We start from the raw sequence: 22217 nt of genomic DNA on the forward strand, positions 1-22217 counted from the left end.
CGGGCCGAGGATAGGCAGCACCGTGTCACGCCGAGGTGACAAGCGCGGGGCCTCGCCGCCGACACCACCGCCGCCGCACGAGCCGCTCGCCCAACGCGGCAAGCGGACCAACGCGTCGCAGCGTGGCGCGGAACTGGCGCTCGTCACACCAGCGGCGTGGTCGCGTCGTCGTCGTTGCGGGGCGGCGGCAAGCGACGGCTCGCACGCATGCGCTCGACCTCCCGCAGCAGCGACTCCCACGGCGCGAGCATCGAGCACCGCCGCGGCCAGCGGCCGGGCTCGAGACGGAAGCGCAGTGTGTCGCCACCCAGGATCGCGGCCACGGCGGGCAGGCCGTCGAGCCCATTGACGCTGGCATGGATGACGCAACCACGGTTCACGTAGATCTCGGCGAGGCGCTCGCCGTCGTCGTGGGCGATGCGCACCGGGCCTTCCCAGAGCAGCGCACGCGGGATCGCGAGCGCGAGCGGGAGCAGTTCATGGTCCATCACGGATGCACGATGGTTCGTGGGCATGGGCTTCACCTGTGGCGGCAGTCTGGCCGCCCGCGGTCACGAAGCCCGCGCAGCGCGGATCCGTTTGCGTGACTTCGCGGCAACCTCGGCTCGTCACGTGTGCATGACGCGGTCGCGACCGAGGCCGCGCGGCGTCACACGCCGGTGACGTAGTAGATGCCGAGACACATCTCGTCGCGGGTGCCCTCGCCCCAGTTGACCTCCTCGTCGCCGGCGCCGTTGTCCCAGTGGCAGGTCAGCTCGAGCGTGTCGCCGGGCTCGAAGCGCTGTGGCGTCGCGAAACCGTAGGCCGACTGCCAGGCGAAGTCCCACCGCGGGATGTCGAGCAGGCAGGTCTCGCCGCCGTCCGGGTGGAGGATGCGGTGCCGGGCCGAGCGACCGAGCAGGTGCATGTGGTGCGCGCTCGAGTGGATGAGGAACGGCGCGTTCGGGGGAATCACGTCGGTCAGGAAGTCCATCACCACGGTGGGATCGAGGGCCCAGCTGTGCACGACGTCGGCGTCGCCCGCGGGGATCGGCATGTTGCCGGCGAGCCAGTCGAGGTCGGCCCACAGCAACATGAAGGCCTCGCGCTCGACGGTGTCGGCGGTCATGAGCTCGATGCTCGTGCGATCGCTGTCGCCGTCGCTGGCGGCGGTGTTGTAGTGGATCTGCAGCACGACCTTGGCGTCGGGTTCGATCGCCAGGCCGGTGCCCTCGGGATAGGGCGTCGCATGCCCGCCGGGCGCCCACGCACCGAGCCACAGCCCCGCGCCGGGATCCGTCACCGCGCCGCCCGGCCCACCGAAGCAGGGATAGCCCGCGCTGGGATCCGCAGCGTCGAGGGCCTCGTACTCGGGCACGCGATCGGGCGCGATGCGGTACGCGATCACGTGGTGGACCAGCGAGGGATTGCCGGGGCGCACGTGGAAGCCGGTCACGAACGACGGGGTGTCGAGCGGCCAATCGAGGAGGAAGCAGCGATAGTCGTCGGCGCCGACGGGGGTGTACGCGAGCGGCGACGACAGCTCGACGTCGACCCGCGGCAGGCCGTCGTCGCCGTGGTCGACCGCGGCCGGGGCATCGTCCGGGTTGCCGCGCGGGCCCTGCTCGGCGGCCCACGCGACCAGGGTGTCGATCTCGGTGGGTGGCAGCGTGGGATCGTGGCTGTACTCGGCGCAGCTCGAGTCCGGCAGCCACGGCGGCATCGTGCCGGCCGTGACCGCGGCTGCGATCGCCTCACGCCACGGCCACGCGTCCTCGTAGCGCTCGAGGGAGAACGGCGCGATGTTGCCGTCGTGGTGGCACGCGGTGCAGCGCGCCTGCATCACCGGCAACACGTCGCGGTAGAACGTCACCGCGCCGTCGTCGGGACCGAGCGGGTCACCTGCGTCGGGCGTCGCAGCTTCGCTCCCGCTGGCCTCGTCGCCGTGCGCCGTGCCACCGCTCGCCTGCGGGTCGGGGTCGTCGCTCGCGGTCGCCTGCACGCACGCGACGACGAGTAGCAGCAGCAGGGTGGGGGCGCGGTGGCGATCGGGGGAACGCATGGGTCGGCAGCCAGCATGCGGCGCGTCGGGTCGGTCGTCGCGATCGAAGCCAAAGGGCCGACGGGCGCGCGGGCGAGTTGCCCAGCGCCGTCGTCGAGGGGCGACGCCGTCGCGGCCTCGATGGGCAAGTTGACCGGTGTCGCTCCGATGTTCCCGCGTCGTCGTGCGGTCGTCGCTCGCCCGGCGCTGCGCAGCGAACGCGGGCGCCACGACGACGAAGGGCCCCTCCCGCAGCGCGGAAGGAGCCCTCGTCAGCTCGAGCGGTGGCACGGGTCGCGACGGCGAGCCGCGCGACGTCATGCCAACGGTTGGGGTTCAGCCCTCGGCAGCCGCCGCGTCGCCCTCGCCCTCGGCGGGAGCTTCCTCGGCCGCCGGGGTCTCCGCGGCGGCATCGGCCGCCGGGGTCTCGGTCGCCGCCGGGGTGTCCGCGTTGGTCGCGTCGTCCGGGGTGGTGGTGTCCTTCTTCTCGCAGCCCGCGACAGCCAGGGCCGCGAGGAACAACATGCTGGTTGCGATCTTCATCGTCGTGTTCTCCAGAAATGGGCCGCGTAGATTTCGACCCGAACCGGCCTCTCTCCTACCGCGAATCCCAGGGCTTCGCCAAGCGGAGTTTTTCGCGGCGACAACCGGGGATGCAACGCTTGTACGCGCGCTCACGCGGCGAACCTGCAGGTCAGTCGTCGCTGTCGTCGCGGCGTAGGCCGTAGCTCTCGATCCAGCGGTAGATCTGCCGACGATCGCGGCCGAAGTGCTTCGCCAGCCCCCGCACGCTGCCGGAGAGGCGCTCGAACGCCGCCACGAAATCGTCGCGGGTTGGAATTGCGGGCTTGGCCTCGGCCGCAGCCCGGGCTGGCTCGGGGCTCGGCGCGGCCGCCAGCCACCCCGGCAGGTCGGAGCGCCCGATGCGCTCGCCGGGCGGGTGCGAGGACGCCAGCGCGTGCACGAGGCGGTCGACCTCGCGCAGGTTGTTGGGCCAGCGATGCAGCAGCAGCACCTCGGCCGCCTCGGGGTCGAAGCGCGGGAGGCCGGCGTCGTGTTGCTCGCGCCGCGAGAACCACGCGCCCGTGAGGCGATCGATCCACGTCAGCAGATCGCGTCGCCGTCGACGCAGGGGCGGCAGGTGCAGTTCCCACAGCGACAGGCGCGCGTAGAGGTCGCGGCGGAATTGGCCCGCGTCGACGGCCCCGGCGAGGTCGCGGTTGGTCGCCGCGATGACGCGGACGTCGACCTTGACCACGCGCGTGCCACCGACCGGTTGCACCTCGCCCTCCTGCAGCGCACGCAGCAGCTTGGGCTGCAGCTCGAGCGGGAGCTCGCCGATCTCGTCGAGGAACAGCGAGCCGCCGTCGGCGGCGCGGAACAACCCCGGCGCGTCGGCGTTGGCCCCGGTGAAGGCACCGCGCACGTGTCCGAACAGCTGGCTGTCGATGATCTGCGGTGACAGTGCGGCGCAGTTGATGCTGAGCAGCGGGCCGCGTCCGCGTTGCTCGTGCAGTGCCCGCGCCGCGAATTCCTTGCCCGTGCCGGTCTCGCCGAACAGCAGCACCGGCGAGGGGTCGTCGGCGGCGCGCCGCAGCTGGGCGCGCAGGGCCGCGATCGCAAGCGAGCTGCCCGGGACCTCGGCGAGCTCGACGTCGTCGTCCGGCACCGGCAGGCCGCGCTCGAGCACCAGCGTGACGTCGCCGAGCTGCAGGATCGACTCTTCGCCGAGTGCGACGGCGCTGCCGCCCAGGGGGTGGCCGTCGACACGGCTGCCGTTGTGGCTGCCCAGGTCGCGACCGACGAACTGCCCGATCGAGGGGTCGTAGCGGATCTCGAAGTGGTTGCGCGACACCGTCGGGTGATCGAGCGGACCCGGAGCCGCGGTCGACGTGCGTCCGATGACCCGCGGACCATCGTCGAGCGTGCACGACCACTCGACCCCGCGCGGGTGAACCACGCTCAGGCGCGCCGCCGTACCCGCGTCACGTCGGGTCTCCGACGACGACGAGCGGGTCACGGTGGCGAGGTGTTCGTCGGACATGCTCGCGGGGGCGTCAGGGCGCTTCGGCCGTCGCGTGCGACGGCGGGTGGGCTCAGATGAACGAGGGTAGCCGCGGGGTCGGCGTGTTGGCCAGTCGGCGGTGCCACAGCTGCGCGCCGATGAACTCCTCGTCGCGCGTGACGTGGTCGGTGAGGCGCGCGGTGACCTTGAAGCCCAGCTCGGCGTAGACCTGGTTGGACAGCGGCGAGTCGACGGCGCACAGCGAGAACACCGAGGCGGTCTCGACCTTGAGCAGCTCGTCGAGCAGCGCGCGCACGCAGAACGCGAGCACCGGCACGTCGACGTCCTTGTCGGGCGGCGTCAGCATGTCGACCTTCGCGTGGCCGAACGAGCTGTCGGTCTCCGCACCGACCCAGTACTCTTTCTTGCCCATCTTCGCGACCAGCCCGATGTCGGGGTGGAAGGTGCCGCGGCGAAACGGCGCGTACATGGCCGACTCCGCCAGCGAGCCAGCGACCGACTGCAGTCGACGACCATCCGAGATGACCTCCGAGGTCATCCCGCGCGGCTTGGCCGGCACCTTCTCCTTCGAGTGTGCGCTCGGGGCCACCAGCTTCGGCGCGCCGCCCTGGATCGGCTCGCCGTCGTCGGTGTAGACGCGGCTCATGATGTACGCGTCGGCGGTGCGGAAGTAACCTGGGATCGCGCCTTCGCGGGAGAAGCCGACCGAGCGCCAGCTCTTGCTGTCCTGCTTCTCGACCACCGTGAAGACCTTGCGCAGGCCCTCGGTCCGCGCGATGCGATCGAAGAAGTCGCGCTTCTGCTGGTAGTTGCCCACGCGGTAGTCGAACACGCGCAGGTTGTGATGCCGCCGGTTCAGCAGGAAGCAGAAGTCGATGTCCCCCTTGCGGTAGTAGATCTCTTCGACGGGTTCTTCCGTGGCGTGTGCGCTTGCGGCCTGATCAGCAACCATGTTCGTACCTCGGAGCGCGGCTTCGAACCCCGCTCGGAACGCCCGGCTCGCGAAGAGTCGGGTCGGCGCGGTCGCGGCGGCTGACCACCGTGGCGGACTCACATAAACCCTCGGAACTACATAGGTTTATGCCTGATTGAGCCCTCGACCGTTCCGTACGACTACCACCTACAGAATTGGAAGTCAAAGGCCGTTTTCTTCAGAATGGACCGCCCAGCGTGCAGGATATCCCACCTTTGGTTGCAGCTCGATCCACCCCGAGGCGGCGCACCCGCCGGCTCCGTGTCGGGGCCGTCGCCGCGGCATTGCTGGCGTGCCGCCCGAGCGGCCCCGGAAACACCGATTCGGGCTGCCGCAGCGATCGCGACTGTGGTGACGGCCAGCGTTGCGAACGTGGAGCCTGCGTCACGTCGAGCATCCCCTGCCGGCGTGAGTGAAGCCGCGGCCGGCCCAACGGCCACGCCTCGACTGCGCTGGCAGGTCGACGTGGGCGCGGTCGTGACCGCGCGCCCGCTGCTGCTGGCCGCCGCCGGCGCGCCCGTGCAGGTGGTCGTCGCCAGCCACGCCGGGCGGGTGCTGGCGCTCGCGACCGACGATGGCGCGACCGTCTTCGAGGCGTGGCTCGACGGCATCGTGTGGTCGTCGCCCGCGCTCGATCCCGACGATCGCATCTGGGTGGGGGCCGACGACGATGTGCTCTACGCCCTCGATCGCACGGGCGCGGTGCTCCAGCGCGTGCGCCTGGGCAGCTGCGATCCCCCGCGCGCGCGCGGGCCCGAGGGCGTGCGCTGCGACGTCGACGGCGGGCCCACCGTGATGCCCGATGGCGATCTGTTGGTGGGGGCCGACGGGGTCTATCGGCTGTCGCGTGCGGGCGCGGTGCGCTGGCACTCGCCCGCCGACGGCGTCGCGCGCCACGTCGGCACTGCGCCGCTGGTGACCGGCGGTCGCGTGGTGTTCGGCGGCTACGACGGCAACCTGACCGCGCTCGCCGAGGACGGCACGCCGGCGTGGGTGTTGCCGATCGGCGCCGACGTCGACGGTGATCCGATCGCGGGCGTGACCGGTGACATCTACGCCGGTGCCGACGACGGCAAGCTATGGGCGGTGTCACCCGAGGGCGCCGCGCGGTGGAGCTTCGCGACCAAGGCTCCGATCATCGCGGCCGTCGCGATCGCACCCGATGGTCATGTGCTGGTGCCGTCGACCGACGGCACGCTCTACGCACTCACGCCCGGTGGCGCGCTGGCGTGGTCGTTCACGACCGGCGGTGCGCTCGCGGCCACGCCCACGCTCGATCGCGCAGGGCACGTCTACGTCGGCAGCCGCGACGATCGCCTCTACGCGCTGACGCCGGCCGGCAAGCCGATGTGGTCGCTCGAATTCCCCGGTGACCTCGACGCCCCGGTGGTGGTCACGCCCGCCGGCTGGTTGATCGTCGTGGGCGACGACGGCTACGTGCGCGCCCTGTCCGAGCCATGACGATCGCGGCCGCGAAAATGCGGTAGCGTGCGCCTCGGAAACCGACGAGCACATTGGCGCGACGAAAACAGCAACGACGAGAGAAGGCCAAGCGCAGCAAGACGCGCGCGGCCAAGACCAGCACGGCCGCGATCGCGGCCGCGGCGAGCAAGGGCGCACGCAACCGCCGGCACAAGGGCGGCGCGACGCAGCCCGGCCGCAGCGAGGGAGCGCCTGCGACCCGCGAAGGCGCCGCGACCAGCCGCGCAGGTGGCACCCGCGACGCCGTCGCGACCACGCCGGCGGTGACCCCGGGGCGGCGCGGCGACGCGGCCCGCACCCGCGATGCGGCCGCAGGGCAGGGCCGTCGCAGCGGTCGCGACGGGGCCGCGCCCAGCGAGGCCGGGCGCGCTGAGGCCGGGCGCGGGCGCGGTGAGACCGGGCGCGGGCGCGGTGAGACCGGGCGCGGACGCGGTGGGACCGGGCGCGGGCCCGCGGACGCCGGCCGCGGTCGTGGCCGCGGCGACGAGCCCCGCCGTGCGCACGTGGTGGTCGACGCCGCTCGCAGCGATGGCGCCGATGTGCCGCCGCAGACGGTCCGTTGTCGTCTGTCGCTGCACCCGCAGGCGTTCGGCTTCGCCGAGCGCGAGGATCGCAGCGGCACGATCTTCATCCCCGCCGCCAACCGTCGCGGCGCGATGGATGGCGACACCGTGCTGGTGTCGCACTGGCCGGCCGAGCGCGGCGACGAGGGCGTGGTGCGCTCGGTGGTCTCGCGCCAGCGCACGCGCCTGAGCGGCCTGCTCCGGCGCCAACGCGGCCGGCTGACCCTGCAACCCGACGACCCGCGCGTGGTCGATGCGGTCGAGGTGGTCGGCGAGCTGCCCCCCGACGCGCTCGACATGACGGTGTTGGCCGACATCGTCGAGTATCCGAGCACGCACGGCGAGCGCATCCTCGTGACGATCGATCGGGTGCTCGGCGTGCCCGGTCGTTTGGCCACCGAGACCATCAAGATCCTGCTCGAGCATGGTGTCGATCCCGAGTTCTCGCCGGCGCTGCTGGCCGCGGCCGAGCAGGTGCCGACCGAGGTCACCGCCGCCGACCATGTCGGCCGCGCCGATCTGCGCGCGCTGCCGTTCATGACCATCGACCCGCCCGACGCGCGCGACTTCGACGATGCGGTCTGCATCGAGCGCATCGGCAAGGACGGCGTGCGGCTGCACGTCGCGGTCGCCGACGTCTCGTACTACGTGCGCGAGGGCGACGTGTTCGACACCGAGGCGGCGCTGCGCTGTTTCAGCTGCTACCTGCCCGACCGCGCGGTACCCATGTTGCCGCCGTCGCTGTCGAGCCACATCTGTTCGTTGGTGCCCGACCAGGACCGCCTCGCGATGGTGGTGTCGATGGATGTCGACGAGCGCGGGCACGTCGAGGATGCCGCGATCGCAGCGTCCGTCATCCGCAGTCGCGCGCGGCTCAGTTACGAGCAGGCCGCCGAGATGCTCGAGCACGAGGTCGGCGCGCCCGAGGTCCGTGCCCGCGTGATCGAGCTGCGCGAGGTCGCCGACCGCCTCCGCAAGGCTCGCATGCGCCGCGGCGCCATCGAGCTCAACCTGCCCGAGGTCAAGGTCAAGCTCGACCAGGACGACCCCGAGCGCGTGCGATCGGTCGAGCACTCGCGCGCGCGCCCCGAGATCGCGCGGGCCTACAACCTCATCGAAGAACTCATGCTCGCGGCCAACGAGTCGGTCGCGCGGGTGGCCGCGCGCGTGCGCTTGCCGGTGCTGTACCGCGTGCACGCCAACCCCGACGAGGAACGCGTCGAGCGCTTCTGCGCGATCGCAGGGCTGCTGGGCGTCGAGGTCGATCCCGAGGCGCTGCGCTCGCCCAAGGCGATGCAGACCTTCCTGCGCAAGCTCGCCAAGCACCCGCGTCGCCAGGCCATCCACGGCCTGTTGCTGCGCGCGCTGGCGCAGGCCGAGTACGCGACCGCCAACGTCGGCCACTTCGCGCTGGCGTCGGGCGCGTACCTGCACTTCACCTCGCCGATCCGCCGCTACGCCGATCTCGTCGATCATCGCGTGCTCAAGGCCCACCTCGCGCGGGTCGGCGGCCACGCGGGCGCCGAGCCGGTGCCGCGCATGCCCGAGCGCCACGTCGCCAACGCGATCGCGCACCGGGCCAGCGAGCGCGAGCGGGCGGTCGCGCAGGCCGAGCGCGACGCGAAGGCGTTGCTGTGCGCCGCGTTCATGCGCGACCGCATCGGCGATCGCTTCGAGGGCAGCGTGACCGGCATGTCGAACGCGGGCGCCTTCGTCAACCTCGACGAGCCGCCGGTCGACGGCATGATCCGCCGCACCGCGCTCGAGCGGGAGACCCGCGAGAGCTTCGAGGTCGACGAATTGGTCGCGCGCATGGTCGGCGACCGCAGCGGCATGAGCATCGCGATCGGCGACCGCGTAATCGTCGAGCTGGTCGACGCCAGCATCGCGCGGCGGCAGCTGGAGTTCGCGCTCATCCGCAAGCTCGCCACCTAGACGGCCGAAGCGGGCGAAGGACGCGTGGCGGGGCTTCCGACAGCGTGGGCGCGAGTGCGGCGGGAGCCGGCGCTGGCGCTGGCGCTGGTCGCGTTCGTGCTGGCGCTGGTGCTCGGCAGCATCGGCGTGGCCGAGGCGAGCCTGTGGCTCGACGAGACCTTCTCGGTGTTCGACGCCCGCCGCTCGCTCGCGGACATCTTCGCGATGCGCGGTGAGGCCTTCGGCGGCGCCCACCATCCGCCCGGGTACTTCGTGCTGCTCAAGGCCACGATCGCGGTGTGCGGCGTCGCGGAGCCGTGCGTGCGTGCGCCGTCGATCGTCGGCAACGCCGTGCTCGCCGCGGTCTTGGTGCTGCTCGGCGCACGCGGCTTCGGCACGGTCGCGGGCGCAGCGGCGGGACTGTCGTGGGCAGCGATGCCGTATGCGATCAAGTACGCCCAGCAGGCGCGCCAGTACGGGCTGCTGGCGCTGATGGCCGCGCTCGCGCTGCTGCTCGCGGCGCAGGCGTTGCAGCTGGGGCGGCACGCGCCCGCGCAGCCGCCTCGCCGCCGCACCTTCGTGGCGCTGGGGTTGGTGGCTGCGGGGGCGCTGTGGCTGCATCTCTTCGCGCTGCCGTTCCTCGGTGCGCTCGCGCTGTGGTGCGCGTCGTGGCACCTCGTGCAGCGTCGACACGGCCGCGCCCCATCACCGCGCGCGTGGTTGCTGTGCCTCGGCGTGGCGGCGCTGGCCAGCGCGCCGCTGCTGCCGGGCCTCGTGCGCGTGTGGCTGACCGACGGGGGCGGGCAGCTGAGCTCGCGCGCGGGTCCGGTGGAGAACGCCCGCGAGCTGCTCATCGATCTGTGGAGCTTCGGCCTCGACACGCCGCACGTCGTGCTGCTGGCGGCGCTGGCGTGCCTGCCGGGCCCGTGGTCTCGCCGCGGGCTCGCGCTCGGCCTGGCCGCGCTGGCGGTGCTGCCCATGACGGTGGTGCTCGTGCGCAACCCCGAGCACTTCGTGACGCTGCGCTACTTCATGATGTCGCTGGTGCCGATCGCGGTGCTGCTCGGTGCCGGCGTCGCGGCGGCGTTCGAGCTGGCCGAGCGCGCGCGCACGCGATGGCTGCCACGGTTGCCGCGTTGGTCCGCCGCGTTGGTTGCCGCGATCGCGATCGCACCCTCCGCGGTGGCGATCGAGCGGCTGGCGATCCCGGCGCTGCGCAAGCAGTATGCGACCGCCGGCTACGAGCCGTGGCGTGGCGTGGCCGCGACGATCGCCGCCGAGGCCCAGCCCGGCGACGTCACCGTGGTGGTGCCGCACGCGCTGGTGCGGTTCCCCTTCGAGGTCTATCCGCTGCCGACCGTCGTGCTCGATGGCGCGTCGCCGACGTTGCTCGACGAGCTGGCCCGACTCGCGCCCGCGCGCGTGTTCGTGGTCAGCTCGCACATCGATCGCCCGGAGCGGGTCGCGGCGCGGCGACAGGCGCTGCGCACGCTGGCGCGCGGCGGGTATGTCCGACGCGATCCCGCGAACTCGCCCCGGCAGCCCGCGATCGAGCTGCTGGGATACATCGCGCGGCAGTAGTGTTGCGATCGCCACGGCCGTGGGCCTACGATCGACGCTGGGTTGGCTCGAGATGTCGGCGACGCTGCTCACCTTCGCGTTCGTGCTCGCGGCTCCGCCGGCGCCGCGGCTGTCGCCGGGCTCCCGTGGTGAGCTCGGCGGCGCCCAGCCGAGCGACCTGCATCGCCGCGTCGACGGCAGCTACGAGCATCGCGATCGCGATGCCGGCTTCGCGGCCACGGTCCACCCCGACGGCCGCGTGACGTTCCGACCGCTGGTGCCCTTCGAGTTCCGACGCCCAACGATCCTCGGCTACGAGATCGGCGGCGGCAAGGCGCCCAACCCCGACGAGCGCTTCAACGCGGTCTCGAACACGCTCGTGCACCGGGGCTCGAGCGCGGACAGCAAGCACGATCCCATCGTCAACTGGGGACCCTACGGTGCGCCACCGATCCTCGCGACCGTCGGTGGTCGCTTCGGTGGGCTCGCGGATCTGCTGCTGCACTCCAAGGGCGCCAAGGCCAAGCGCGACTTCCTCGAGCGCACGCGCGCGCTGCGGGAACAGCTCGCGGCCGAGCATCGCCGCGGTCTCGAGCGCGAGGCCATCGCCGACCTCGGCGAGGTGCTGCGGGCGATCTGGGCCGATCGGAGCCGCTCCGCGGCGCAGCGACGCGCCGCCATCTTGGCGCGCTGGGCCGATTGCCTCGAGCTCGACGCCGACGCCAGCGACGACGAGCGCGCCCGCGCGCAGGGCTGTGCGAAGGCGCGGCGGGTCATCGAGGCGTTCGTGCGCCGCGAGCTGCCGCGCGGCCGCGCCGAGGCGTTCACGGCCGCCGAGCTCGAGCGGTTCAACGTCGGTCGCAGCCTGCGCTTCGAGCCCTATCGCCTGCGCGAGGCGGTCGAGGCCGCCCAGGCCGCGAGCGATGGGGCGCAGGCGGCCGCCCCCGACGGCGTCGCGCGGGCCGACGAGGATGGGGCGCCACCGTGACGCGCGTCGCCGTCGCACTGGCGTCGCTGCTGCTCGCCTGCGGCGGGCCCGGCCTCGATCCGAACGTCGAGCCGGTGACCGAGGGCGAGTGGGTGCGGCCCGATCGCAGCACCACCTGGCAGTGGCAGCTCGACGGCACCATCGACACCGCCTACGACGTCCAGCTCTACGACGTCGATCTCTTCGAGACGCCGCAGGCCACCATCGACGCCCTGCACGAGCAGGGCCGCACGGTCATCTGCTACTTCTCGGCCGGCTCGTCGGAGACCTATCGGCCCGACTACGATCGCTTCACCGGGCGCGACAAGGGCTGGAAGCTCGATGGCTGGGCCGGTGAGCGCTGGCTCGACGTGCGCTCGCCCAATGTGCTTGCCATCATGCTCGATCGGCTCGACCTCGCGGTCGACAAGCGTTGCGACGGCGTCGAGCCCGACAACATGGACGGCTTCCTCAATCGCACGGGTTTTCGGCTGAGCGCCGACAACCAGCTCGGCTACAACCGCAGGCTCGCCAACGAGGCCCACGAGCGCGGGCTGGCGATCGCGCTCAAGAACGAGGGCGATCAGGCGCGCGAGCTGGTCGACTACTACGACTTCAGCCTCAACGAAGAGTGTCACCACTACGACGAGTGCGGGCAGCTGCAGCCGTTCCTCGACGCCGACAAACCGATCTTGAACGTCGAGTATCCCGGCAGCGAGGCCAAGGCGCTCGCGCGCGAGGACGAGCTGTGCGCGCGGGCGCAGGCGGCGGGCACCACCACGCTGTTGATGCCGCTCGAGCTCGACGATCGCTTCCGCGTGGCCTGCGACGGCGACTAGTACTGCATCACAATCCCTGTGGCGAGGTACTAGAACTCGATCGCGAGGCCGGCGAAGAAGGTCTTGTCGCCGAGGTCGATGAAGTTCCCGGCACCGAAGTTGCGCAGGCGCGTCAGCTGGAACTCGCCGAACAAGTACGTGTGGTTGATGCCGGTCGACTGATCGAGCTTCTTGGCGGCGCTGCGCTCGAGGAAGTCCATGCGCAGCATGACGCCGGGGTTGATCTGCCAGCCGACCACGCCACCCGAGCCCTTTTCGCCCCTGCTGTTGCGCGCGATGTGGCCGCTGCCGTCCTTCACCCACCAGAACGCGTAGGTGAGTCCGGCCTTGGCGTAGGGCACGAGCGGCACGCGGAAGAAATCCGCCGCCAGCTCGAAGCGGTACACCAAGAGCGCCGAGATCGGCACCATGCCGAACTTGATGCGGTCGGCCTTGCTGCGCAGGTTCTCACCGGCCTTGGGGTTGGCCAGCAACGCGTCGGCGCGATCGAGGAAGAAGCCGATCTGCGTGCCCAAGCCCAGCGGGCCGCCGAGGTAGGCGAACTGCCACTCGAAGCCGACCAGCGGCATCACGCCCTGCTTGGGCTTCTTCACGGTCTTGCCGGTCGAGTCGACCTGCCCGAAGATCGTCGCGTACGGTCCGAAGCCGGGCCCGCTGTAGCGCGAGTCGACCTCGGGCAGGTACGGCCCGAGCTTGAGCTCGGCCTCGAAGCGCTGCTTGCTGCCGGGGCGCGCCTTGGCGAAACGGCGCGGCCCGTCGCTCTTGGGCGGCACCGTGCTCTGCCGGGCGATGGCGGCGTCCGATGGCGGCGGTCGCTTGCCCTGCCGCGGTGGGTTCTTCCAGCGGTCGGCGCCCTCGGGCCCCGGCGTCGGTGCGGCGGCCTGGCTGGCGGTCGGCGCGGGCACCTCGGTCGGCGTCGGCGCGTCGACACCGTCGTCGCTGGGCGCCGGTGCATCGACACCTTCATCGTCGGGAATCTGCGACTCGACGACCGGCGTCGGCGCGTCGTCGGCCACGGCCTCGGGCGGCGCGGTCACCCCGAGGGCCCACGCCAGCAGCTGCACGCCCGCGCTCACGCGCGCCTCCGCCGACGCACCCACGCGCCGAGCGCGAGTAGGCCCAGCGACCACGCGGCACGGTCGTCGTCGCGGTCGCCGTCGGTGGTGCACTTGCAGAAACCACCGTTGCCGCAGATGTCGCCCGCGGCCTCGCACTCCTCCCACAGATCGAGGGTCTCGCGGGGGGTGCCGATGAGCACGTCGGAGGCCGCGATGGGGTTGCCCGCGAGATCGTAGGCGACGACCAGGAACTGGAACGGCTTCTCGTTCTCGAGCCCACTGATGCGGGCCTCGCGGGAGGTGCCGCTGATGTGGCCGGTGCACACGTAGGCCCAGTCGAGCGACTCGATGCCGGAGCTCGGCAGCGTGGTGCTGCCGGTGTCCGTGCCGGTGCCCGACGAGCCCGAGCCGCCCGACGAGCCCGAGGTGCCCGACGAGCCCGAGGTGCCCGAGGTGCCCGAGCTGCTCCCCGTCGCCGCGAACGGATCCGGATCCACCACCAGCTCCATGCCCTCCCAGAGCTCGCCCGCGCCCGTCGTCGAGCCGCCATCGCTGCCACCGTCGCTGCCGCCGGTGGTGTCTTCGCTCCCCGGAGCCGCGAACACGCCGCCCGGGCAGAGGTTCTCCTTCGTGAAGTAGATCGTGCCGCGGTTGATGCCCGTGAGCGACGGCGCCTTGATGCCCTTGCCCGGCAGCGGGTCGCCGTTCTCGTCGGCACACAGCACGCGGAAGCCCGACACGTCACCGGTCGCGATCTGCTCCCACGTGACTTCGATTGCGCCGTCACCGGCGGAGATGCTGAACGACTGCGGCAGCGTCTGCGGCGGCTCGAAGTCGTAGTGGATGCCCTGCGCCATCGACGACGCGCTGGCGTTCTTGTTCTGCGTGCCCTGGACCTCGAACTCGTCGGCCTGACACTCGGGCTGCATGCCGTTCTCGATGCAGACCCAGATGCCCGCATCGCCCTGGCCGGCGGTGCAGCTGCCCGAGGGCACGGCGTCGGCGATGTCGACCGAGCTGCTCAGCTCGACGCCGCCGGCGAGCCACACCGGGTCGAACGAGAAGTTGAGTGCCTTGGTGTACGCGTTGGGCGAGGTGCTGATCACACGCACGCACGGCTTCGCCTGCACCTGCGGCGAGCCGACCGCGACGTCGCAGCGGCTGCCGATGAACGTCTGCACCCGCACGTTGTTGTCGTACGAGGTCATCGCGCGCTGCAGGAGGACCTTGGTCGAGATGTCCTGACCGCACTCGCAGCGGGCCCGGTTCACGAAGCCGGCGAGGTCGGTGTCCGAGAACAGGCGTGCGCGGTCGCCGTTGGCGTCGGTGGCGTAGTACCAGATGTCGAAGCTCGACCCGGTGGGCGGCTCGGCGGCCGCGGCCTCGCGGGCGAGGCCGGTGGCGAGCGCCAACGCGATCGTCGACGGGCCGGCCATGCGGACGAGGAGGGAACGCGGGGAGCGGAGCGGGTCCATGGGGGCTCGTGCGGGGGCTCGCGGGGCGTGCACCGTCGACGGTGACCGCTCGCAGGTGGCCGATGGGGCCTCGCGGACGGTGCAACCATGATGCCACGCGCACGCGCGCTGCATAGCCGTGGGCCCGGCGGACGGCGGCCGTCGTGCGCGTGACAACATGTCAGTTCCCGGTCGCCGATCGTGCCGCGTCGGCACGGCGCCACACCCCTTCGATCGCGGTGACCAGGGCCTCGGGCACCTCTTCCTGCAGGAAGTGGCCCGCCTGCGTGACGGTGACCTCGGCCTGGGGCAGCAGGCGCCGGTGGCGTTCGAGCGCGCGGCCGAGGATCGGATCCTTCGTGCCCCACACCAGCGCGGCCGGTCCGCCGAAGCCGGCCACGAAGGCCTGGCCGCGGCGCAGCGCGTCGACGCTGGGGTGCGCGATCGAGTCCGGCACCATGCGCGCCAGCGCCAGTGGTCCCACGCGATCGCGGAACCGTCGCAGCGGCCACGTGTACGCCGAGCCGGTCGCGCCGCGCATGCTGCTGCGATCACCCTGCACGCTCCACAGCACCCGCTGCGGCATGCCGAGGCCGATGAACGCGACCTCCGAGATGCCGCGCATGCGCGCGAAGCGATGGAACCACGTGCCCTTGGGCCGCTCGGGTACCACCACCGAGGTGTTCGCGAACACGAGGCCGCGCACGCGATCGGGCAGGCGCGCGCCGACACAGGCCGCGATCGGTCCGCCCCAGTCCTGCCCGACCAGCACGAAGCTGCGCAGCTGGAGCGCCTCGAGCACCTGCGCGATCGCGTCGGCGTGGCCGTCGACGGTGTGATCGGCGAGGTGGGGCAGCCGCGACGACAGCCCGAAGCCGAGCAGGTCGGGCGCGACGCAGCGCCGCTGCGGCAGCGCGGCGATCACCTTGCGCCACAGGAACGACCACGTGGGGTTGCCGTGGATCATCACGATCGCATCGGCGTCGCGGGGGCCGGCGTCGACGTAGTGGATCTCGCGCCCGGCATGACGGCCGCGCTCGAGCTCGAAGTCGCCGCGCGGCAGGGGCATGAGCTCGGCGAGTCGTTGGGGCAGGGGGGGCGCGGCGTGGAATGGCATCGGCCGGGGAGGTAGATACCATCCCCGGCCGATCGCGTCTTCGTCCGCCACCAGGGGCCGCTAGACGCGCTCGAAGAACGTCTTGCCGTCCTTCGCCATGTCACGCAGCAGCTGCGGCACCTCGTAGCGCTTGCCACACTCGCCGGCGAAGCCATCGCAGTCGGCGACGAACTGCGCGACGCCACGGCGGTCGATGTAGCCCAGCGGGCCGCCGGTGTTGGGCGCAAAGCCGACCCCGAAGATGGCGCCGACCTCCGCGTCGCGCGGGTTCTTCACGATGCCCTCGGCGACGCAGCGCGCCGCCTCGAGTGCCTGCAGCGTCAGCAATCGCCGTGCGATGTACTCGACGCCGGTCTTGTCGGCGGCGGGCTTGCCGACCGCGAGCTGCGAGAGCCCCGGCCACAGCGAGCGGCCCTCGCCGCCGTAGTCGTAGAAGCCCTTGCCCGCGGCCTTGCCCGCGCGGCCGTCCTCGACCATGCGCTCGATCATCGCGACCGCCGGCAGGTCGAGCGTCTTGCCGTACGCGCGACCCTGCTTGAAGCCCTTCACGCCGAGGCTGAGCGTGACCTCGTCGAACACCTGCAGCGGCGGCACCACCATGCCGGCCTTGCGGGCGGCCCACTCGATCACCACCGGGTCGTGGCCCTCGGCGACCAGCTGCGCGCCCTCGAGGATGTACGCCGAGAACACGCGGGTGGTGTAGAAGCCGTAGCCGTCGCCGACCACGATCGGCAGCTTCTTGATCATGCGGGTGTACGCGAGGCTGCGCGCGAGCGTCTCGTCGGAGGTCTGCGCGGTGGTGATGATCTCGACCAGCTGCATCTTCTCGACCGGCGAGAAGAAGTGCAGCCCGATGAAGTTCTGCGGCGCGCTCGAGACCTTGGCCAGATCACCGATCGGGATCGCGCTGGTGTTGCTGGCCCACACGCCGCCCTTGGCCAGCTTGGGCTCGGCCTCGCGGGTCACCGTGTGCTTGAGCTCGAGGTTCTCGAACACCGCCTCGATGATGAGATCGCAGCCGTCGAGGTCGTCGACCGCCAGCGTGTAGGTGATGCGATCGAGGATCGCCTGCCGGGCGGCGGCATCGAGGTGCTTGAGCTCGGCGGCCTGCTGCTCGCAGTGGGCCTTGGCGCGCTCGAGCTGCTCTTGCTTGACGTCCTTGAGCACGACCGCCAGCTTTGCCTGCGCCGACACGAACGCCAGGCCCGCGCCCATCATGCCGGCGCCGAGGATGCCGAGCTTGCGGATGTGGGCGTCCTCGACCTTGGGCAGGCCGTCGTGCTTCTCCGCCGCGGTGCGGTGGAACCACAGCGTGCGGATCATGTCCTTGGCCTGGTCCGAGATCGCCAGCTTGGTGAAGTAGCGGCTCTCGATCTCGATCGCGCGATCGAAGCTCAGCGGCAGGCCCTCTTGCACCGCCGAGATCGCCAGCTCGGGCGCCGGGAACACGCCGGCGGTCTTCTTGCGCAGCATCGCCGAGGCGGCCATGAAGATCTGTCGCGCCTCGGCGCTGCCGGGCTGCGGGCCGGGGATCGGCGCGCCGCGATCCCACGGCTGCTTGAACGACTTGTTGGCGTGGATCCACGCGACCGCCTGGGTGCGCAGCGCCTCGGGCGAGGCCGCCAGCTCGTCGACCATGCCGACCTTCACGGCCTTGGGCGCGCGCACGATCTTGCCTTGGGCAATGTGCTCGAGCGCGGTCTGGATGCCGACCAACCGCGGCAGGCGTTGGGTGCCGCCGGCGCCCGGCAGCACGCCGAGCCCGACCTCGGGCAGGCCGACCTGCACGCGCGCGTCGTCGAGCGCGATGCGGCGATGACACGCGAGCGCGAGCTCGTAGCCGCCCCCGAGCGCGCTGCCGGTCAGCGCCGCGACCACCGGGACCCCGAGGGTCTCGAGCGCGCGGTACATGCCGTTCAGATCCTTCAGGCGTGCGGCCATCGTGGCCGCGCTGCGCTCGCGGTACAGCCGCTCGATGTCGGCGCCGACGCAGAAGTCCTTGTGGCCCGAGGCCAGGATCACGCCGCGCAGGCCGGCGCGGGCCTTGGCCCACGTCAGCGCTTCATGCAGCGTCGCGCCGAAGTCGTCGTTGATCTTGTTGACCTTGCCCTCCATCGCCAGCGTGATGGTCGCGACGCCGGTGGCGTCGTCGAACGCGAGGGTGGCCATGCCGTTCTTGGTGGTTTCGGTGCTCATGTGTTTGGTCCCTTGGCGCGCTCGTGGGCTAGACCCGCTCGATGATGGTGGCGATGCCCATGCCGCCGCCGATGCACAGCGTGACCAGGCCGGTGGAGAGGTTGCGCTGCTCGAGCGCGTCGAGCACGGTGCCGAGCAGCATCGCGCCGGTGGCCCCCAGCGGGTGACCCAGGGCGATCGCGCCGCCGTGGACGTTGAGCTTGTCGTGGGGCACGCCGAGCTCCTTCATGAACGCCAGCGGCACCGCGGCGAAGGCCTCGTTGACCTCGAAGAGGTCGATGTCCTTCGCCTCCATCTTGGCCTTCTTCAGCGCGCGCCGAGCCGCGGGCATCGGGCCCGCCAGCATGAGGATCGGATCGGTGCCGCACAGCGAGACCGCCTTGATCTTCGCGCGGGCCTTCAGGCCCATCGCCTTGCCCTTGGCCTCGCTGGCCACCAGCACCGCGGCGGCACCGTCGACGATGCCGGAGCTGTTGCCGGCATGGTGGATGTGATCGATGCGCTCGACCTGCGGGTAGCGATCCTTGGTGAGCGCGTCGAGCCCGAACTGCCGGCCCATCACCGCGAACGACGGCTGCAGCTCGCCGAGCTTCTCGACCGTGGTGTCGGGCCGCGGGTACTCGTCGCGATCGAGGATCGTGAGGCCGTTGACGTCGACCACCGGCACGATGGAGCGATCGAAGCGGTGGGTCTCGATCGCCATCGCGGCGCGGCGCTGGCTCTCGACCGCGAAGGCGTCGACGTCGGTGCGGGTGATGCCGTGCAGCGTGGCGAGCAGATCGGCGCTGATGCCCTGCGGCACCGAGCCGACGTTCCACTGCGTGCTGGGGTCCCAGATCGCGCCGCCGTCGGCACCCATCTTCACGCGCGACATGCTCTCGATGCCGCCGGCCACGACCATGTCGAAGTAGCCCGAGGCGACCATCGCCGCGGCGGTGTTGACCGCCTGCAGACCCGAGCCACAGAAGCGGTTCTCGGTCACGCCCGGTGCGTCGACGTCGTAGCCGGCCTCGAGCGCGGCGAAGCGCGCGATGCAGGCGCCCTGATCGCCGGTCTGGGTGACGCAGCCGATCACGACGTCCTCGACCTGCGAGGTGTCGAGGCCGTTGCGATCCCGCAGCGCGACCAACGACTGCGCGAGCAGGTCGATCGGTCGCACGGTGTAGAGCGAGCCGTTGTCCTTGCCGCGACCCCGGGGGCTGCGGACCGCGTCGAACAGGAATGCTTCGGGCATCGGAACTCCTTGCGGCGGAATACTAAGCATGCTTAGTATCTCGCCGCAAGCACGGCGGGCCGGCCGTGCGCCCACGATCGATGTCTGCGAACGCACGTGAACCGCCCGGCACACGGGCCCGACCCCGCGGATCCACGCGCGGCGCGTCGGCGCCGGCGGACTCGCAGCCCCGGGCCGCGTTGGCGCAGCGGCGTCGGCAGGCGCAGGCCTACCTCGATCTCACGCGGATCCATCGCATGATCGAGCGACGCAGCGCCGAGCTGCTGGCCGCGCAGGGCCTGCGCGACGTGACCCCGGCGCAGGCCGGCGCGTTGATGGTGCTGTTCCAGGCCCGCGCGCCGCTGCGGGCCCGCGCGCTGGCGGGCGCGTTGGGGCTCTCGGAGGTGACGGTCGGGCGCTTCGTGCACGCGCTGCACGACGCCGGCTGGGTCCGTCGCGACCCCGACCCCGACGACTCGCGGGCGATCCTGCTGGCGCCGACGCCCAAGGCCTATCGCGCGCTGCCGCGCTTCATCGCGGTCAGCAACGCGCTGCTCGACGAGGCCTTCGCGGGCTTCTCGGCCGCCGAGGTCGATCGCGTGGCGCAGACCACCGAACGGCTGCGACGCAACATCCTCGGCGAGCCCGCGCGCGCGTCCGACGACGATGCGGTATGAACGGGCGCCATGTCCCGCCGACGCGTCGCCGCCCTCGCCCCGCTCGCCCTCGCCCTCGCGCTCGGCTGCCACCCGAAGGGGCAGCCGGTCGCGCCCACCACCGCTGGCGGCGGCGGCGGTAGCGTCGACGATCAGACGCCGCTGGCGCCGGTCACCAAGATGGCCGAGCTGCTGCCGCCCAAGACGCTGGCGCTGCTCGAGGTCGCGGGCCCGCGCCGGGTGATGGAGATCGTCGGCCGCGACGCGCTGGTCGCCGCGTTCCCGCAGGAGTACGCGCAGATCACCCGCGACATGGCGAGCTCGATCGGCACCGACATCTTCGATCCCGCGAAGCTGCGCGAGATCGGCGTCGACCTCGAGGGGCGGATGGGCGCGGCGGTGATCGCCGCCGAGCCGTTCACCGTCGCATTCTTCGTGCCGGTCGCCGACGCCGGCCGCTTCCGGCAGTTCATGTTCGACGCGATCCGCCGCAACCGGGGCGACGTCGTGCCGGTGCCGCTCGCGGGCGCCGAAGTGCTGCGCATCAAGGACAAGCGCGCCGCGCTGGTGTTGCGCGGTCCCTACGCGGTGTTCGTGATCCGCGACGGCGACGGGCCTGGTGATCCGGCACTCGAGCTCGCGGGCGCCGACCCCCACACCTCGCTCGCCAACGATCGCGGCTACCGCAAGGCCACCGGCGCGCTCGGGGTGCCCGATGGCATCGCGTACGTCGATGCCGCGGCGGTCGCCACCGCACTCGCCGGCGGCGAGACCCCGAGCAAGCCGTCGAACTGGGCGGCCGACGAGCTCGCGGCGGCCAAGGAACGCGGTGAGACGCCGGCGCGCATCCAGGAACTCGAGCAGCAGGCCGCGCAGATCGAGGCCGATCAAGCCCGCTGGGAGAAGCGTCGCCACGCCGAGCGGACCCTGCGGGAGCGCCTGCTGCTCGGCATCGGCCGCGCGGCGTGGGCGTTCAACGCCAAGCCCACCGGCATCGTCGCCGAAGGCCGCATCGAGTACGGCGGCGAGGCGGCGGTGCGCTCCCTGCTGCGCAACCGTGCCGGCGAGCCCGCGCTGATCAAGTCGCTCGATGGCCGCCCGGTGTGGCTGATGGAGGGCGCGTTCCAGGTCTCGGAGCTGGTCGCGTTCGCCGACCTCGCGCTGCAGGCCGATGGCACCAGCTGGGCCGAGCTGGTGGCCGAGCTCAAGCGCGACCTGGCGATCGATCTCGACGGCGAGCTGCGGCCGCTGCTGACCGGCAACGCATCGTTCGCGGTCACGCTCGACGGTGCGCTCGATCCGATGCCCACCGACTTGCGGGCGCAGCTCGGCGCGTCGGTCGACATCGAGCTCGCCGACGCCGAGCAGGCGGCCGCGATGCTCGAGCGCCTCGGCAAGCTCGCGCTGGCCCAACTCGGCGGCAAGGCCAGCAAGAACCCCAAGCCGATCGGCAAGCTCACCCGCGGCAAGGACGGCACGTGGAGCCTCGCGGTGCCGCAGTGGCGCACGCTCGAGATCGCGGTGCGCGGCCACCACCTGGTCATCAGCACCGACCGCGGGTTCGGCAAGCGGCTGCAGGCGGGTGCGGCCGGCGACATCAAGACCAAGGGCCAGCCGGCGGCGATCGCTGCGGCGTCCCTCACGGGTGCGGCGATCGGGGCGCTGCTCGATCTCGAGGCCATCGCGATCGGCACCAGCGCCCGCTTCGGCGGCTTCGCGACCGCGTCGATGTTCGAGGATCCGTGGACGGCCACGGTGCCGAAGTCGAAGGCGTACAAGGCCAAGCAGCGCGAGCTCGACCGGGCGCAGGCCCGCATCGACGAGCTCGAGCAGCGCCGCTCGGCCGAAGAGGTCGCGCGCATCGGCAGGGCCGTGCGGCCGTGGGGCAGCCTCGCCGGCAACGCGGTGGTCGAGGGCGACGGCGTGCTGGTTCGCGGCGGCCTGTTCGTGCGCGGCAAGGACGGCGTTGCCGGGACCTTGCTCGAGTCGCTGAAGGCGATCAAGGCGATGCAGGAGCCGCGCGCGGCGCAGCAGGATCTCGACGAGGCCTTCCGCAAGGCCGACACCCTGCGCGGCGAGCTGAACGCGATCCGCCAGAAGGACATCGAGGCCTACGAGCGCAAGCACCCGCGGCCGAGCGGCGGCGCGGTGGTGCCGAACCCGCAGTAGTCGCCGCGGT

Annotated in this window: 17 protein-coding genes; 7 read left to right on the plus strand and 10 right to left on the minus strand. The window is 71.9% G+C overall.

Annotated elements, in window-relative coordinates; translation table 11 throughout:
* Window positions 1-143: 143 nt before the first annotated feature.
* From IPH07_01185 to IPH07_01205, 5 genes are all read right to left on the minus strand, one after another.
* Complete coding sequence (locus tag IPH07_01185; GenBank protein ID MBK6915989.1) at window positions 144-488, minus strand: DUF4388 domain-containing protein; 345 nt, start codon at window positions 486-488, stop codon at window positions 144-146.
* A 161-nt stretch (window positions 489-649) separates the two neighbouring features.
* Window positions 650-2041 carry a monooxygenase gene (locus tag IPH07_01190; protein MBK6915990.1) on the minus strand — a complete coding sequence of 464 codons (1392 nt, stop codon included), beginning with the start codon at window positions 2039-2041 and terminating at the stop codon, window positions 650-652.
* Between the two features lie 315 nt (window positions 2042-2356).
* Window positions 2357-2563 carry a hypothetical protein gene (locus tag IPH07_01195; GenBank protein ID MBK6915991.1) on the minus strand — a complete coding sequence of 69 codons (207 nt, stop codon included), beginning with the start codon at window positions 2561-2563 and terminating at the stop codon, window positions 2357-2359.
* Window positions 2564-2714: 151 nt separating this feature from the next.
* Window positions 2715-4064, minus strand: coding sequence for a sigma 54-interacting transcriptional regulator (locus IPH07_01200; GenBank protein MBK6915992.1), 1350 nt, complete (start codon window positions 4062-4064; stop codon window positions 2715-2717).
* A 52-nt stretch (window positions 4065-4116) separates the two neighbouring features.
* Window positions 4117-4998, minus strand: coding sequence for a hypothetical protein (locus tag IPH07_01205; GenBank protein ID MBK6915993.1), 882 nt, complete (start codon window positions 4996-4998; stop codon window positions 4117-4119).
* A gap of 429 nt (window positions 4999-5427) precedes the next feature.
* Between IPH07_01205 and IPH07_01210 the strand changes: the two genes are divergently transcribed.
* Genes IPH07_01210 through IPH07_01230 form a run of 5 tightly spaced genes read left to right on the plus strand, consistent with a single transcriptional unit; the run spans window position 5428 to window position 12344 of the window.
* Entirely contained in the window at window positions 5428-6480 is a 1053-nt protein-coding gene (locus IPH07_01210; GenBank protein ID MBK6915994.1) for a PQQ-binding-like beta-propeller repeat protein, read from the plus strand.
* 53 nt (window positions 6481-6533) lie between these two features.
* Window positions 6534-8999 carry a VacB/RNase II family 3'-5' exoribonuclease gene (locus tag IPH07_01215; GenBank protein ID MBK6915995.1) on the plus strand — a complete coding sequence of 822 codons (2466 nt, stop codon included), beginning with the start codon at window positions 6534-6536 and terminating at the stop codon, window positions 8997-8999.
* A gap of 54 nt (window positions 9000-9053) precedes the next feature.
* Window positions 9054-10559, plus strand: coding sequence for a glycosyltransferase family 39 protein (locus IPH07_01220; GenBank protein ID MBK6915996.1), 1506 nt, complete (start codon window positions 9054-9056; stop codon window positions 10557-10559).
* 19 nt (window positions 10560-10578) lie between these two features.
* Window positions 10579-11526 (plus strand): hypothetical protein, encoded by a 948-nt coding sequence (locus tag IPH07_01225; GenBank protein ID MBK6915997.1) that lies wholly within the window; start codon window positions 10579-10581, stop codon window positions 11524-11526.
* Window positions 11523-12344 carry an endo alpha-1,4 polygalactosaminidase gene (locus tag IPH07_01230; GenBank protein ID MBK6915998.1) on the plus strand — a complete coding sequence of 274 codons (822 nt, stop codon included), beginning with the start codon at window positions 11523-11525 and terminating at the stop codon, window positions 12342-12344. The genes IPH07_01225 and IPH07_01230 overlap by 4 nt, the downstream gene beginning before the upstream one ends.
* A 29-nt stretch (window positions 12345-12373) precedes the next feature.
* Here IPH07_01230 and IPH07_01235 read toward each other — a convergent pair whose 3' ends face one another.
* The 5 genes from IPH07_01235 to IPH07_01255 all read right to left on the minus strand — a co-directional run bounded on the left by IPH07_01235 (window position 12374) and on the right by IPH07_01255 (window position 19403).
* The gene (locus IPH07_01235) at window positions 12374-13420 is read right to left on the minus strand and encodes a hypothetical protein (GenBank protein MBK6915999.1); all 1047 of its coding nucleotides are present in this window, start codon (window positions 13418-13420) and stop codon (window positions 12374-12376) included.
* On the minus strand, window positions 13417-14838 hold the full coding sequence (locus IPH07_01240) for a hypothetical protein (protein ID MBK6916000.1): 1422 nt from the start codon (window positions 14836-14838) through the stop codon (window positions 13417-13419). Before IPH07_01240 ends, IPH07_01235 begins: the two co-directional genes overlap by 4 nt.
* 199 nt (window positions 14839-15037) lie before the next feature.
* A complete protein-coding gene (locus IPH07_01245; protein MBK6916001.1) occupies window positions 15038-15973 on the minus strand; it encodes an alpha/beta fold hydrolase in 936 nt (311 codons plus the stop codon).
* Window positions 15974-16033: 60 nt separating this feature from the next.
* Complete coding sequence (locus IPH07_01250; GenBank protein MBK6916002.1) at window positions 16034-18169, minus strand: enoyl-CoA hydratase/isomerase family protein; 2136 nt, start codon at window positions 18167-18169, stop codon at window positions 16034-16036.
* A gap of 28 nt (window positions 18170-18197) precedes the next feature.
* A complete protein-coding gene (locus tag IPH07_01255) occupies window positions 18198-19403 on the minus strand; it encodes an acetyl-CoA C-acetyltransferase (GenBank protein MBK6916003.1) in 1206 nt (401 codons plus the stop codon).
* Window positions 19404-19582: 179 nt separating this feature from the next.
* On the opposite strand from IPH07_01255, the gene IPH07_01260 reads away from it, so the two are divergent.
* Both IPH07_01260 and IPH07_01265 read left to right on the plus strand, forming a co-directional pair.
* Window positions 19583-20059 (plus strand): MarR family transcriptional regulator, encoded by a 477-nt coding sequence (locus tag IPH07_01260; GenBank protein MBK6916004.1) that lies wholly within the window; start codon window positions 19583-19585, stop codon window positions 20057-20059.
* 9 nt (window positions 20060-20068) lie between these two features.
* Window positions 20069-22207, plus strand: a complete 2139-nt coding sequence (locus IPH07_01265; protein ID MBK6916005.1) for a hypothetical protein — start codon at window positions 20069-20071, stop codon at window positions 22205-22207.
* Window positions 22208-22217: the final 10 nt, after the last annotated feature.

This window comes from Deltaproteobacteria bacterium (assembly GCA_016709225.1).
Classification (GTDB): domain Bacteria; phylum Myxococcota_A; class Polyangia; order Nannocystales; family Nannocystaceae; genus Xiheibacterium; species Xiheibacterium phototrophicum.